Origin of the sequence: Ensifer adhaerens, from assembly GCF_020035535.1 — a bacterium.
Lineage (GTDB): Bacteria > Pseudomonadota > Alphaproteobacteria > Rhizobiales > Rhizobiaceae > Ensifer.
Window position 1 is genome coordinate 1,237,758 of record NZ_CP083350.1, and the last position, 14,416, is coordinate 1,252,173.

Below are 14,416 nucleotides of genomic sequence, written 5' to 3' on the forward strand. Positions count from 1 at the left end.
CGTCGCGCCGATGCAACGAGGATCGACCAAGCTCGAAATTCAGGGGGGTACATGGCTACGCAAAACACGCGAATTCTCGCGCGCATGATGATGGCGCCGTCCGTAGGGCTGCTTTTGATCTGGATGATCGTGCCCTTGGTGATGACCTTGTGGTTCTCGTTCCAGAACTACAATCTTCTCAACCCCGCCAACGTCAGCTTCGCTGGCTTGTTCAATTACAAGTATTTCTACACCGATCCGGCATTCTTCCAGTCGATCTGGAACACGCTCGCCATTGTTCTCGGCGTGCTCTGTATCACCGTAACGGGCGGCATCGCGCTCGCGCTGCTGATCGATCAGCCAATCGCGGGGCAGGGGCTCGTTCGTATCCTGGTAATCTCTCCGTTCTTCGTGATGCCGCCCGTTGCGGCGCTCGTCTGGAAGAATATGATCATGCACCCTGGGTATGGGGTCCTCGCCGACATCAGTCGCGCCCTGGGTCTGCAGCCGGTCGACTGGTTTGCGCAATACCCGCTCCTGTCGATCGTGATCATCGTGGCATGGCAGTGGCTGCCGTTTTCCACGCTGATTCTGCTGACTGCCCTTCAATCACTGGACACCGAACAGAAGGAAGCGGCCGAGATGGATGGAGCTGGCGCGCACAATCGGTTCATCTATCTAACCGTTCCCCATCTCGCTCGCTCGGTCACCGTGGTGATCCTGATCCAAACGATCTTCCTCCTGGGTGTTTATGCGGAGATCCTGGTCACGACCAACGGCGGGCCGGGTTACGCTTCGACCAATCTGCCATTCCTGATCTATCGCACCGCGCTCCTCGGCTATGATGTCGGTGGCGCGTCCGCCGGCGGCATTATCGCCGTCATCCTCGCCAACATCGTCGCCTTCTTCCTGATGCGCGCCGTCGGCAAAAATCTCGACAAGTAGGAGGAGCGATCATGGCTCGAGCAGTTTCCAAGAAAAAGGTGGCCATTGTCACCGTCATCGCATGGATCGTGGCGCTCATCATCTTTTTCCCGATCCTTTACACCATCATCACCAGCTTCAAGTCGGAATCGGAAGCCATCACCGGCTTCAACCTTATCCCGTCCGGCACCATCGAGAGCTACGCTGCGGTGGAAGCCCAGAGCGGCTATTTCAAGTTCTTCCTGAACTCGGTGGTACTGTCGATTGGCTCGACGCTCATCGCTCTGCTGATCGGTGTGCCGGCAGCCTGGTCGATGGCGTTCGCGCCGTCGAACAGGACGAAGGATATCCTCATGTGGATGCTGTCCACGAAGATGATGCCTGCCGTTGCGGTGCTGGTGCCGTTCTATCTGATATTCCGGGATTTGGGCCTGCTCGACAGCCGGGCAGGGCTCACGGTGATGTTGACGATGATCAACCTGCCGATCGTCATCTGGATGCTCTACACCTATTTCCGGGAGATCCCCGGCGAGATCCTGGAAGCGGCCCGCATGGACGGGGCGACGCTTTGGGGCGAGGTGGTCTATGTCCTGACGCCCATGGCGGTTCCGGGGATCGCGTCCACGATGTTGCTGAACATCATCCTGGCGTGGAACGAAGCATTCTGGACGCTGCGTTTGTCCACGACGAACGCTGCGCCGCTGACCGCCTTCATCGCCTCGTTTTCGAGCCCGCAGGGTCTCTTCTGGGCGAAGCTTTCCGCAGCCTCGACGCTCGCCATCGCACCCATCCTGATCATGGGTTGGTTCAGCCAAAAGCAGCTTGTCCGCGGCCTGACCTTCGGCGCCGTGAAGTAAACGAAAATCGGTGGAGGAAACCCATGGGCAATATCGTTCTCAAGAAAGTCAACAAGTCCTTCGGCGCAACGCAGGTCATTCCGGGAATCGACCTTGCCATCGAGGACGGCGAGTTCGTCGTCTTCGTCGGCCCGTCCGGCTGTGGTAAATCCACGCTTCTGCGTCTCATAGCCGGCCTCGAAGATACCACGAGCGGGGCCATCGAGATCGACGGCAAGGATGTGACCGCGGCCGCGCCTGCCAAGCGCGGGCTCGCCATGGTCTTTCAGTCCTACGCACTCTATCCGCACATGAGCGTCGCCAAGAACATCGCCTTCCCCCTGAAGATGGCGAAGATGTCGCAGGCGGCGATAGACAAGAAGGTCGCCGACGCTGCGCGCGTCCTGAACCTCACCAACTATCTCGAGCGCCGACCGGGCCAACTGTCGGGCGGCCAGCGCCAGCGTGTCGCCATCGGCCGGGCCATCGTGCGCGAGCCCTCGGCCTTCCTCTTCGACGAACCGCTCTCCAACCTCGACGCTGCGCTGCGCGGGTCCATGCGGCTGGAGATCAGCGAACTGCATCACCAGCTGAAAACGACGATGATCTATGTCACGCACGACCAGGTCGAGGCGATGACCATGGCCGACAAGATCGTTGTGCTCAATGCCGGCAATATCGAACAGGTCGGGTCCCCGATGGAACTCTACCATCGGCCGAACAACCTCTTTGTTGCCGGGTTTATCGGCTCGCCGAAGATGAACCTCATCACCGGCAATATAGCCGGCCCGTTCAATGCGCAGACGATCGGCGTCCGCCCCGAACAGATCGCGATCTCCAAAACCGAGGGCGCATGGAGGGGTTCTGTCGGCGTCGCGGAACACCTAGGAGCCGACACCTTCGTCTATGTCCACACGGAGCAGGCCGGCAATGTGACAGTGCGAGCGCCGGGCAACATCGAGATTAGGCATGGCGACGTCGTATACCTGACGCCGGATCCCGCCCACATCCATCGCTTCGACCGGGTCGGGCTGGCAATTCGCTAGCGACAAGTTTGGCGCGCACTGCAATATCGCACCGGGCGCGTTTCAAAAGGAAATCCTTCGATCGGGTTCGTCTTGGTCGTTCCTGATCGGAGGATTGATTGTTGCGACATTGGCGTCGGACGGGCTACCGGTTTTCGAAGAACGGACCCGCGATCTCGCCCGAGCCGCGAATGATCAGATGAGTGCGGAGAGTTTGTGCGGACGGCTCCGGATTTTCTCCGTTCATGCGTTTGAGGAGAAGCTCTGCCGCAGTCTTCCCGATCAAGGCCGGGTCCTGCGCGATTACGGTGAGGCCGGGTTCTATCAGGTCGGCACCATCGAAGCCATCGAAGCCAACGATAGCGATCTCCTTGCGTTTGCCCAAGGCAAACACGGCGCGCATCGCTGGTGAGCAAAGCGCATTCTGCGCGACAAACAGCGCCGTGATAGCGGGATCCGCCGCCAGCATCTTCTCTGTTGCGCTTTGAACAGCTACCGCGTCGGGAAAGCCCTGCAGAACGATCGTCGGATCCAGTTCGATGTTCGCGCCGGTTAAGGCGTCCTCGTATCCTGCTAGTCGCAACTGAGAAGAGGCGACCGTCGGCCAATCACCGACGAATCCGATACGCCGATGGCCATGGCGGAGAAGATGATCGACGCCGATCTTTGCGCCTTTCCGATTCTCGGAGACCACCGAATCAACGTTCAGAAATGCTGGAGGTCGGTCGATAATGACGACATGCGTTCCTGCTGCCATCTCTGTGCGAAGGTAGCCCTGGTCGTGGCTCGCCGGCATGATCACTAGGCCGTCAACGCGTCGCTTGGAAAAAGCGTGCACTGCGGCCCTTTCCCGATCGGATTCCTCATCCGTGGATGCGAGGAACACGGCGACCCCGGTCTCGCGAAAGACATCCTCAACGGCGCGGTGAACAGCCGCGGAGAAGGGGTTGGAAATATCGACAAGGATAACGCCGACGGCAGAGGAGTTGGCGCCGGCGCGAAGCTGGCTCGCGGCGAGATTGTGGCGGTAATTGAGACGCTGTATCGCCTCGTTTACGCGTTGTGAGATGTTTTCGGATATGTATCTCTCGCCGTTGATAACCCGCGAAACGGTTTTGATGCTGACATCCGCCAGTGCTGCAACATCGCGCATTGTGGCCCGCTGCAAGGGTTTCGCAATCGTGGCCCTTTCTTTTCTGTTGACCCGTCCCGTCATCATCCTCGAACTTTCCAGTCTTTTCGACAAGTAGTCTTAGCGTGATCCGTCACGAATGGCACTATTCGTCGATCGATTACAGCGCCGACCTCCGTGAAATCTTCGAAGGGCCTAGCGGCCTCAAACTCTGGTCAGCAGAGTTGAGGGTTCCTGCCATAGTGGCATCCGTGTTAGGTTGATTTGATTGAAAGGCGCCTTCGCCTGTCTGTGGCAGCGTTCACGCGATTACGCCAACTTCTTGGCTGCTCTCGGCACCCACATCCTTTGAAAGCCTCCCTTGGTCGCCAGCTCGACTCCGGCGTCTATTGGTAATACTCGCAACTGGTTATGTCAACGTAGTCATCATTGAGTAAGCGCCATTCAAGTCCTGCAAGTATCGTTAAAATAGAGAGCGATAAAATACGATTGACAACGTAGGACAGAGTCCAATAAGTTTCTACCGAGCCGCACTCGGGGGCATTGTGCCGGTTGGCGGCGTAAGGGAGGAAGTTTGAATGAAGCGCATGAGTCTGATGCTCGGTGGCTGCGTTGCGGCCATGTTCTCGGTTGCTGCACACGCAGAATCGCTGACGATCGCGACGGTCAACACCGGTGACCTGACGCGCATGCAGCAGCTGTCCGAGGAATTCACGAAGAACAACCCGGATATCCAGCTCGACTGGGTCACGTTGGAGGAGGGGGTTCTTCGCGAGCGCCTGACCACCGACATCGCCACCAAGGGCGGCCAGTACGACGTCATGAACATCGGCACTTACGAGGTGCCGATCTGGGCCAAGCAGGGTTGGATCCTGCCGCTCGACAAACTCGGCGCCGACTATGATATCGACGATTTGCTCCCCGGCGTTCGCAGCGCGTTGTCCTTGGATGGGAAGCTTTATGCGGCTCCGTTCTACGGCGAGTCCGCCATGATTATGTACCGCACGGACATGTTCAAAAAGGCCGGCCTCAAGATGCCGGAAGCCCCGACCTGGGAATTCATCGCCGATGCTGCCCGCAAGATGACTGACCGTACGACGGGCGTGAACGGCATCTGCCTGCGCGGCAAGGCCGGTTGGGGCGAAAACATGGCCCTGCTGACCACGATGACGAACACCTTCGGCGGTCGCTGGTTCGACGAAAACTGGCAGCCGCAGTTCGACAAGCCGGAGTGGAAGGCAACGCTTCAATTTTACGCAGACCTGATGAAGGATGCCGGCCCGATCGGCGCATCCTCGAACGGCTTCAACGAAAACCTCGCACTCTTCCAGCAGGGCAAGTGCGGGATGTGGATCGACGCCACTGTTGCAGCATCCTTCGTTTCGAATCCGAAGGAATCGACGGTCGCCGACAAGGTCGGCTATGCCCTCTTCCCCACCAAGCAGGGGGTAAGCAATCACGGCAACTGGCTTTGGGCCTGGAGCCTGACGGTTCCGGCGAGTTCGCAGAAGTCTGAAATCGCGCAGAAGTTCATCGCCTGGGCGACGAGCAAGCAGTATACCGAGCTGGTCGCCTCCAAGGAGGGTTGGGCAAACGTTCCTCCGGGCACGCGTACTTCGCTCTACAAGAATCCGGAATACCTGAAGGCCGCCCCCTTCGCCGATCTGACGCTTTCCGCGATGAATGCAGCCGACATGACCAAGCCCTCCGTTCAGCCGGTCCCCTATATCGGCGGCCAGTTCGTCGCGATCCCCGAATTCCAGGGCATTGGCACGACCGTCGGTCAGCTTTTCTCCGCGGTCATCGCGGGACAGTCCTCCGTTGACGATGCGCTGGCGCAGGCGCAGACCACAACAGTGCGCGAAATGACCCGCGCCGGATACATCAAATAAGTTCCTCCTCCCAGGGGAAACGGCGGCCGTCCGGACACTTGTGTCCGGGCGGTTTGCTATTTCAATCTGGATTGGTTGGTCGGATTCATCGAGTCAATTTATCCTCTCCGAAGTGCGCGAGAACAGCCGCATAAAACGGCACTGCGAATGGGTCGCCTGGCAACTATCAAAACACTCGCCGGCTTCGATTTCTCCTTCCAGCCCTCCCTCGATCGAGATCGGATCTTCACGCTTGCGCAACTGGGTTTCATCGACCGACATGAAGCGGTGCATTTTCTCGGACCACCGGGAACCCGCAAAAGCCATCTCGCCGTGGCGCTCGGCGTCGAAGCCGTCAAAGCTGGCAAGAGCGTCTACTTCTGGCCGCTGGCCGATCTCATTGCAGCGCTGTCCAGGGCCGAACGCGAGGGCCGGCTGCAAGAGCGCATCCGCTTCTTCTGCAGGCCAAGTCTGCCGATCGTCGATGAGATCGGCTATCTCCCGGTCATCGACGGCGGCGGCAATCTGTTCTTCCAACTCGTCAACGCCCGCTACGAGAGCGGAGCAATGATCCTGACGTCAAATCGCGGCTTTGCAGAATGGGGCGATGTTTTTGGAGGCGCGGTGGTCGACACCGCGCTGCTCGACAGGCTTCTGCATCATGCCGTTGTCGTCCAGATCGAAGGATCAAGTTACAGTCTGCGCCAACATGCTGAACTGATGCCTGACACGTCCGTTCCAAAGCTTTGATTACGCCACCCTCCTTCCCCCCCGCCGCCACGTCCAAGAAGTCGGCCGCCCAAACATACCCAATTCTCCGTCCCGTCCACGTCGGCATAATCGGAGAATTTTACTTCGGCACTTTGGAGGTGCGGACGAATACTTGGACTAACAGGAGATAGTTCATGTATTCGTACGAAGACCGCAGGAGAGCCGTGCAGTTCTACATCGACGTCGGCAGACGCGTGAGGGCCACGATCCGTCAGCTAGGCGATCCGACGAAGGATGCTCTCAAGTAATGGTGCCGTGAGTACGAACGCGGTCCCGGCTTGTCGGCAGGTTATGTTCGCACCAAACAACGGTATTCGTATGAGCAGAAGCGGATTGCCGTCGAGCACTATTTGAGCCAGCCGTTGCATGGCATGGACCATCAAGGCGCTTGGCTACCCTTGTCGTGGAAAGCAGCGGCTTGGATCGACGAATATGAATCCGATGGGGCTCGCCGCGATCTGGATCGGCGGCGCACGGATCAGATCTGTGCTTGCTCGTCGGACTTTGGTGAAGGTTCCCGCAGCGCTCGCTGCATGGGAGCAACAGCCGACCGCAGTATCTCGACCGTTTCCTGCTCCGGCCTCTGGACAAGCCGGTCGATCAAGCCAGCGGTGCCGATACTGTAAGCTACACCGACCATGGGGAGGGGCACCGGTACCGCGATTGCTCCCAACCCGTTTTCCATCTCGTTCCAACACGTTGCGTAGTCGCTCAACCGCACCTGTTCATATTCACGCTCAATGTCAGCGCGATCAATCTTGCTGCTTTCGGTCAGTTTGGGTAGAGGGCCACTCAAGGCCTTATCCACGATGTCCTTGGACTGAAAGGCTAAGATCGCCTTCGCAGAAGCCGCTACGTGTGGTGCCAACGTATGGCCAGGAACAACATATCCATGGAGCCCGTCACCCGGCGCAGCCCACGCTACCGAAATGACCTTGTGGCCTACCAACCGGGTAAGAAAGCAGGTGTAAGACAGGCGGTTCGCCAGCTCATCCAATATTGGCTGTACTGCGATAGCCAGCCGTACGCTATTCGATCCAGCGTGAATAAGCCGAAGAAGCCGCTGTCCGAGTTGGTATTCCTTTTGCTTTCCGCCGCCGGCAACGATCAAACCAGATTGCAGCAAATTTTGCATAAGGCGATGCGCGGTGCCGATAGGAAGGTCGCAGGTTTGAGAGATTTCCGAAACATTGCACGCTTGAGAGACTGCAATGCTTTCCAGTATTCGGATATAACGCTCCAGAGGAGGGGTTGTCTCGACCGTTCCCAATCCTCTCTCCTTATTTTACGACCAGGGAAAGCCCCTATAATCAAACTCTTATCACGCGGCCTTTCTGAAAATCAAGAATTCTTATCGATAATCGAGTGTTGACGGACGCAGTTGGATTCTGCCCCGTATCTCACGCGAGGTCTGGCGGCCATGTATCCCATGTACGGCTCGTGCTGGTGCGTCGCTCTTTAACGCTCAGGAAGTTCCCGCCACGACAATATCGCCTGGAGGCCGCGACCTTCTCCGGCGTCCCGCTTACGATGAAGACGCCCTTTTGGTTCGGACCTATCGATTGCCTCAAGGCTCCGTTTCGCGCGCCTTCGCTATATCCGCAAGGACAGACAGCGCTAGGGAATGTGAATCGCGTGTTTTGCCGAAAATGCCGATAGGTGCCTTGATCCGTGCAATATCAGTTTCCTGGTACCCAAGTTCACGGAGAGCTTCTGATCGACGTTCATGCGTACGTTTGCTCCCAAGTGCGCCAATGTAAAATGGGCGCGCGTCTAGTGCAGACCGCAGCATCGGGATTTCCTTTTCGAGGTCATGGTGGAGAATCACCACCGCCGTGTCCTGATCGATCGCTGGAGTTTGGGGGGTCGGTGCACCGTCGTGGTGGACTTGATACCGAACTGCGGTGGCAACACGGGCGGCAACGGTGGTCTCGACAATTCCGCCGGAAAGCCAAATCCTTGGACGCGGTCGATACGCCCGTAAAAACCGGCCATCTTCCCAGCTTGACTGCCCGCTAAAGGGGTAGGTGCGCAGTGCTTGTTCGTCGGGATCGTAAAAAAGACAGGACCGCACCCGTCGTTCGATGTTCGCCAAGAGCGCACTAAGCGTCTCGACCTCCCGTAACACATGGATTGAAACCTCAATCCCCCCACCGCATGGCAGGACGATGTCGAAGAACTTAGAGCCGTCGCCAAGACGAAAAAAACGATCCGCGCCGCTTTTTAGCGCTTCACGCGCTTCCGCTGCAATCGCCGCCTCGGTGCAGCCCCCCGAGACGAAACCACAGTAAAGAGAATCTTCGCGTACTGCCATTTGCGCGCCTAAAGCCCTCGGCGCGCCGCCACGAGTTTCCACTAATGTAACAAGGCAGCAGCCGAGGCCGCTCCCCCAAGCGTCTACCGCAAACTTCAATACTTCGATCTCATCGTCAGTCACAAGGCCCATTCTGGGGGCCGTGATACCGGAGTTTTGTAGTTCTGTCGGGCGATCTGACTTTTGGGCAAATTCATCCATGGTTCGACTTGCATTGTGTTGAACTGAAAAGCGGCAACTCAGTCATAGGATCGTTAATCGTGGCGAAATTTACCCAACTTATGTGCGCACGATATCACTCGCGCTTGAACGGAAAAATTGGATTTGCCCGAAAGCGCTTAAAAGCGCCTCCCTTAGCGGGCGCTTGGGCAACAGACGCCTATCCAAGCTTCAACAATTTTACTCCCAACTCATATCCAAGTCCGCTTCAGATTCCGTGTAGCTCCCGTACAGATTTGAACGACCCTTCTGCAGATTTGTGGGTTTCAAAACGAATTGGAACGTCCGACATGTTCCCTCCACTAGGGAAACAATGAATGACCCAACACTCCAATCTCCAGCAATTTGTAGGCGCAAGATTCCTTATTGAACCTCTCGTCACCGATATGAAGGAATTCACGGGGAGGAGGATTACGATGCGAGCGACAGCAGGGCTGGGCAAAAGGCGCGGCTACGGAGGGACTAATGGCCAAGTGTCCCGCTGATCTATCCGGCGAGCTTCTAGAACACTACGGTCTAATCGATCTTGCAATTTCGGATGAGGTATCTCGCCTGGTGATAGATGCGATCAACCGTGTCGAACTCGATGAGACAACGGCCATCGACTTGATCAAAAAGGCTGCGGCCCTCTTGCGATCCCCAGTGCATTCCGTTCAGCCAAGGCCCGAGCGTGTAGAGCGCAGTGGCTTAGCCCCCTGGCAGATCAATCATCTTAAGCAATACATCGAACAAAACCTTACTATGCCCATGACGCGCGCCGACCTTGCCCAAGTCGTTAGATTGAGCACGAGCTATTTTTCTGTAGCTTTCAGAGTGAGCTTTGGAACGTCACCACACAATTTCCTCATGCGGAGACGCGTCGAGCGTGCCAAGCAAAGGCTATCAGAAACGGACGCACCCTTGAGCGAAATTGCGTTGGATTGTGGACTTGCTGATCAAGCGCACCTGTCCCGGGTATTTCGTCGTGCGACCGGCACGACCCCCAGCCGCTGGCGTCGATTTAACAGGCGGTTCGAAAATGAACGTGACAATCTGAAGCGCTACCCTGAAAAAGCGGCTGCCAGAGTGTAGTCAAATGGTAGCCGCTTCCTCTGCAAAAAAAAGGTCCCGAGCGCAACTGAGATCCGCAGGGAACCGTGAGGAATGCTGCCAGCATTTTTCAGTGCTTTGATCCAAACGAAGTTCGTTCGATCAAGACCGCACCAAAGCTCTCACTACAGTGAGAGGTCATTTGTTAATTTCGGAAGTCGAGATGTCATCAAACCGAAAAAGCCTCCGTGCGGCATTATTCGCAACGACGATCGCTGCTCTTGGCGGTATCGCTGTTGCATTCTGGTATGCTTATGAACCGGCTATCGACAAAATTTCTCGACCGGACCGCGAGAGCTTTAGCCCCGACGCGATCCGGCGCGGAGAGCAACTGGCTACTGTCGGCGACTGTATCGTCTGTCATACGTCGGAAGGTGGCCAACCCTTTGCAGGGGCCAGGCCACTTCCGACGCCCTTCGGAACGCTCTATTCCACGAATATAACGCCCGACGAGGATTCCGGGATCGGAACTTGGTCTGAGCCGGCGTTCATCCGGGCAATGAAGCAGGGCGTGCGTCGCGACGGCAGCCACCTTTATCCAGCTCTGCCCTATGAACATTTCACTCATGTCCGGGACGAAGACTTGAAAGACGTGTACGCATTTTTGATGACCCGTCAGCCGGTCATGCAACAAGCCCCAGACAACGATTTGTTGCCAGGACTGGGATTTAGGCCGCTTTTAGCGGGCTGGAAAATGTTGTTTCTCGATCAGGCGAACTTTGAGCCTATCGCCTCGCAAACAGATGAATGGAACCGTGGCAAATATCTCGTCGACGGGCTGGCGCACTGTGGAGGCTGTCATACTCCCCGCAACATTGCTGGCGGGGAGAAGTCAGGCAGCGAGTTTGCTGGCGGCATGGCAGAAGGCTGGATTGCTCCTGCGCTTGATTCCAGCAACCCTTCAGCGGCTACGTGGTCTGAGGAATCGCTATTCGACTACCTCAAGACGGGCTTCGATCAGATGCATGGTGTTGCAGCCGGGCCGATGGGCCCAGTGTCAGAGGGTCTGTCGAACTTGGCCGACTCCGATGTGAGCGCAATCGCTACCTACATCTCTTCGATCATGAAAGACGATGGCACAGAAGCGGTCAAGGAGCCAGCGGACCCAATCGACAATGCGCAGAGAGCGGCCAACGATTTCCCAGAAGGTGCGCAAATCTTCCAAGGCGCATGCGCGAGTTGCCATGAGTCTGGTTCCCCGATGCTACATCAAGGTCGGCCGCCGCTTTCCCACCTGACATCGGTCAAGACGGGCGATCCCACAAATGCGGTCGCCGCTGTGTTGCAGGGGGTTGCGGCCCTTCCGGGGAAGGGGGCGTTCATGCCTGCCTTTGGGAGGAATATGAGCGACAAGGACCTTGCACAGGTGCTTGGCTACGTACGCGCTCGGTTCACACATCAAACTGAGTGGAAAAATCTCGAAGAAATCGTGGCGTCAAGTCGATCCAAGGAATAACCCATGACCATAAAACTGAACATCAACGGAGACCAATATCCCGTTGACGCCGATCCCAGTACGCCATTGCTCTACGTTCTGCGTGATGAGCTGGAACTTAATGGCGCGAAGTACGGCTGCGGATTGGGACAGTGCGGAGCTTGCACCGTCATTGTAGATGGCAATCCCATCTTTTCCTGCTTGACGCCAATCCGGGTCATCGCTGATCGCGCTGTAACTACAATCGAAGGTCTAGGCACTGCAGACAAGCCTGGTCCAGTTCAATTGGCCTTTCAGGAAGAGCAAGCTGTGCAATGCGGCTACTGCATTGCGGGGATGATTATGCGAGCGCAAGCCCTTCTGGACAACAACCCGTCGCCGACCGATGAAGAAATACGGGTCCACATGCAACCTAACCTTTGTCGATGCGGTACACACGCTCGTATTTTGCGAGCCGTGCGCAGAGCTAGCGACGCGATCATCGCGGCGACCGGAGCCTCGAAATAATATGACACAAGACCGATTGCTATCCAGGCGTTCCTTCCTCGCTTCAAGCGGCATCGCGGTGGCATTTGCCCTAGCCGGACCCGCGCTAGCGCAGCATGCTGGTGGAGGTGAAGGTGGCGCTGGTCCCGCGGTCGTGGCTCCCGAACTGCTGGGTAGCCTTAAGTCGTGGCCTCACCTCGACGCTTGGATTCAGATCGACGCCGTTGGCCACGCGACTGTTTTCACCGGGAAGGCTGAGCTTGGCCAAGGAATCAAGACTGCCTTGCTTCAAGTGGCCGCGGAAGAGCTGGATCTCGAGCCCGGGAAAGTGACTGTAGTTACCGTCGATACGGATCTGACCCCCGACGAGGGCCTCACCGCGGGGAGCCACTCTATGCAAGACAGCGGCACAGCGATCCGAAATGCCGCTGCCAACGTCCGGATGCTTCTGATACAGAACGCCGCTGCTAGGCTGAATGTATCCGTAGATCACTTGGAGACTCAAGGGGACGGTACTATCAGGGCCGCCGACGGCCGATCCCTGTCGTACGCGGAAATTGCCAGCTCGCTTGCTCTGCATGTCAAAGCGATCCCCAACGCGCCATTGAGGCAAACCGAGCACTTCCGCACCATGGGACGGAGTATACCGCGCCTGGATATCCCGGCCAAAACGACCGGAGGTCAGGCTTTTATCCACGATATGAGGTTGCCGGGGATGCTGCATGCGCGGGTTGTTCGCGGTCCAAGTGAAGGCACTCGTCTAAAATTGCCAGAGCGCTCGGAAATCGAGGCCATGCCCGGACTAGTGAAATTCGTACAGCATGGTAGCTTTCAGGCGGTACTTGCAAACAAGGAATGGGACGCTATTCGTCTGATGCGAAAGCTTCAGGCATCGCCATTCGAGTTGGCACGAGCGGAATTTCCGACAGGTTCCGTAGAGGAAACGCTAAAAAGCTTGCCCGCAAAAGATATCGTTATCTTGGATGTTCATAAGCCAGCTGCTGACCCAGTGGAAACGGTTGCCGCGAAATACTCCCGGCACTGGATAAGCCATGGTTCGATCGGTCCGTCTTGTGCGTTGGCCTGGCTTAGAGGCGACATTTTAACGATATGGACGCATAGTCAGGGAACATTTGACGTGCGTCGCGTCGCCGCCGACTTGCTAAGGTACCCCATAGAAAAAATCCGAGCGATCCATGTCGAAGGATCCGGTTGCTATGGGCAGAACGGTGCAGACGACGTCGCAGCCGAAGCGGCGCTGATCGCAATGTCCGTGCCTGGCCGCCCTATTCGCTTGCAATGGATGCGCGAGCAGGAGTTTGGCTGGGAGCCATTGGGCCCCGGCATGATTACTGAAGTGCAAGCCGGTCTCGACGCTAGTAAGAGAATCGTGACTTGGAAATACGAGGTTTGGAGCAACCCGCACAATAACCGTCCCGTCAACGCCGGAGGCGTTTTGGTCGGTAGTGAGGTAGTGCCTGCGTTCCCTGTGCCGGTGGGTAAGCCCATTCCAATGCCCGAGGGCGACGGAAGTCGAAACTCTAATCCCCTCTACGATCTGCCAAACATGAATGTACTGTATCACTTCATCAAAGATATGCCTGTCAGAGTTTCAGCTCTCCGCTCATTAGGAGCTCATCTCAACGTGTTTTCGATCGAAAGCATGTTTGATGAACTGGCACTCGTTGGTGACGTGGATCCGCTTGATCTGCGTCTAGCCCATATGTCCGATGAGCGGGCGAGGCGGGTAATGGAGAGCGCGACTCAAGCATTCGGATGGCGGAGTCGAAAGAAAGAGACCCCCATGCATGGCTTCGGGATGGCTTTCGCTCGTTACAAGAATATCGGTGCCTACTTCGCGGTATGCCTTGAAGTTAAGGTGGAACAAAACACAGGTCAGATCAGTGTTGTGCGAGCGGAGGCGTCAATTGACTGCGGCGAGCCGGTCAGCCCGGACGGGATCCGCAATCAGGTCGAAGGCGCAATTATCCAATCGCTTAGCTGGTGTACAAGAGAAGCTGTTGGTCGGACCCCTTCATTACGCACCACGTTCGACTGGAGTGGGTACCCCATACTCCGCTTCCTTGATATCCCAGGAAACATAAACGTCTCCATCGAACCGCAGCCGGGGGCCCCGTTCCTAGGGGTTGCTGAGTGTGGGCAGGGACCCACGTCGGCAGCTCTCGCCAACGCAGTCGCGGATGCGACTGGGGTTCGCTTCAGGGATATGCCGATAACGCCGGCAACTGTACGGGCGGCCGTTGTGAATCTCTAGCAAATCGATGCCGGCAACTTTGGAGCCGAACGAATAGCGGATACGAAGACGCGAACCTTT

At 57.0% G+C, this 14,416-nt stretch carries 11 protein-coding genes and 2 pseudogenes; 10 read left to right on the forward strand and 3 right to left on the reverse strand.

The window, feature by feature from the left end; all coding sequences use genetic code 11:
* Nucleotides 1-51: 51 nt before the first annotated feature.
* The 3 genes from LAC81_RS26015 to LAC81_RS26025 are packed head-to-tail and all read left to right on the forward strand — an operon-like array spanning nucleotide 52 to nucleotide 2,785.
* Nucleotides 52-924 carry a carbohydrate ABC transporter permease gene (locus tag LAC81_RS26015; protein ID WP_223730015.1) on the forward strand — a complete coding sequence of 291 codons (873 nt, stop codon included), beginning with the start codon at nucleotides 52-54 and terminating at the stop codon, nucleotides 922-924.
* Between the two features lie 11 nt (nucleotides 925-935).
* Nucleotides 936-1,760 (forward strand): carbohydrate ABC transporter permease, encoded by an 825-nt coding sequence (locus LAC81_RS26020; protein ID WP_223730016.1) that lies wholly within the window; start codon nucleotides 936-938, stop codon nucleotides 1,758-1,760.
* 23 nt (nucleotides 1,761-1,783) lie between these two features.
* Nucleotides 1,784-2,785, forward strand: coding sequence for an ABC transporter ATP-binding protein (locus tag LAC81_RS26025; RefSeq protein WP_223730017.1), 1,002 nt, complete (start codon nucleotides 1,784-1,786; stop codon nucleotides 2,783-2,785).
* 124 nt (nucleotides 2,786-2,909) lie between these two features.
* Here the strand turns inward: LAC81_RS26025 and LAC81_RS26030 are convergent, their stop codons facing one another.
* Nucleotides 2,910-3,983, reverse strand: coding sequence for a LacI family DNA-binding transcriptional regulator (locus LAC81_RS26030; protein WP_223730018.1), 1,074 nt, complete (start codon nucleotides 3,981-3,983; stop codon nucleotides 2,910-2,912).
* Nucleotides 3,984-4,474: 491 nt separating this feature from the next.
* Between LAC81_RS26030 and LAC81_RS26035 the strand changes: the two genes are divergently transcribed.
* The 3 genes and pseudogenes from LAC81_RS26035 to LAC81_RS26045 all read left to right on the forward strand — a co-directional run.
* Nucleotides 4,475-5,788 carry an ABC transporter substrate-binding protein gene (locus LAC81_RS26035; RefSeq protein ID WP_223730019.1) on the forward strand — a complete coding sequence of 438 codons (1,314 nt, stop codon included), beginning with the start codon at nucleotides 4,475-4,477 and terminating at the stop codon, nucleotides 5,786-5,788.
* Nucleotides 5,789-5,888: 100 nt separating this feature from the next.
* Nucleotides 5,889-6,607, forward strand: a pseudogene (gene istB, locus LAC81_RS26040) (IS21-like element helper ATPase IstB); the annotation flags it as partial.
* 65 nt (nucleotides 6,608-6,672) lie between these two features.
* Nucleotides 6,673-6,969, forward strand: a pseudogene (locus tag LAC81_RS26045) (IS3 family transposase); the annotation flags it as partial.
* A 47-nt stretch (nucleotides 6,970-7,016) separates the two neighbouring features.
* On the opposite strand, the gene LAC81_RS26050 reads toward LAC81_RS26045, so the two are convergent.
* Nucleotides 7,017-7,808 (reverse strand): IclR family transcriptional regulator, encoded by a 792-nt coding sequence (locus LAC81_RS26050; RefSeq protein WP_223730020.1) that lies wholly within the window; start codon nucleotides 7,806-7,808, stop codon nucleotides 7,017-7,019.
* A 297-nt stretch (nucleotides 7,809-8,105) separates the two neighbouring features.
* A complete protein-coding gene (locus LAC81_RS26055) occupies nucleotides 8,106-9,053 on the reverse strand; it encodes an XdhC family protein (protein ID WP_273700208.1) in 948 nt (315 codons plus the stop codon).
* Nucleotides 9,054-9,536: 483 nt separating this feature from the next.
* On the opposite strand from LAC81_RS26055, the gene LAC81_RS26060 reads away from it, so the two are divergent.
* From LAC81_RS26060 to LAC81_RS26075, 4 genes are all read left to right on the forward strand, one after another.
* Nucleotides 9,537-10,142: a helix-turn-helix domain-containing protein gene (locus LAC81_RS26060; protein WP_223730021.1), complete on the forward strand. Its 606-nt coding sequence runs from the start codon at nucleotides 9,537-9,539 to the stop codon at nucleotides 10,140-10,142.
* 181 nt (nucleotides 10,143-10,323) lie between these two features.
* The gene (locus tag LAC81_RS26065; RefSeq protein ID WP_223730022.1) at nucleotides 10,324-11,616 is read left to right on the forward strand and encodes a c-type cytochrome; all 1,293 of its coding nucleotides are present in this window, start codon (nucleotides 10,324-10,326) and stop codon (nucleotides 11,614-11,616) included.
* 3 nt (nucleotides 11,617-11,619) lie between these two features.
* The gene (locus LAC81_RS26070) at nucleotides 11,620-12,102 is read left to right on the forward strand and encodes a (2Fe-2S)-binding protein (protein WP_223730023.1); all 483 of its coding nucleotides are present in this window, start codon (nucleotides 11,620-11,622) and stop codon (nucleotides 12,100-12,102) included.
* Between the two features lies 1 nt (nucleotide 12,103).
* Nucleotides 12,104-14,356, forward strand: a complete 2,253-nt coding sequence (locus tag LAC81_RS26075; RefSeq protein ID WP_223730024.1) for a molybdopterin cofactor-binding domain-containing protein — start codon at nucleotides 12,104-12,106, stop codon at nucleotides 14,354-14,356.
* Nucleotides 14,357-14,416: the final 60 nt, after the last annotated feature.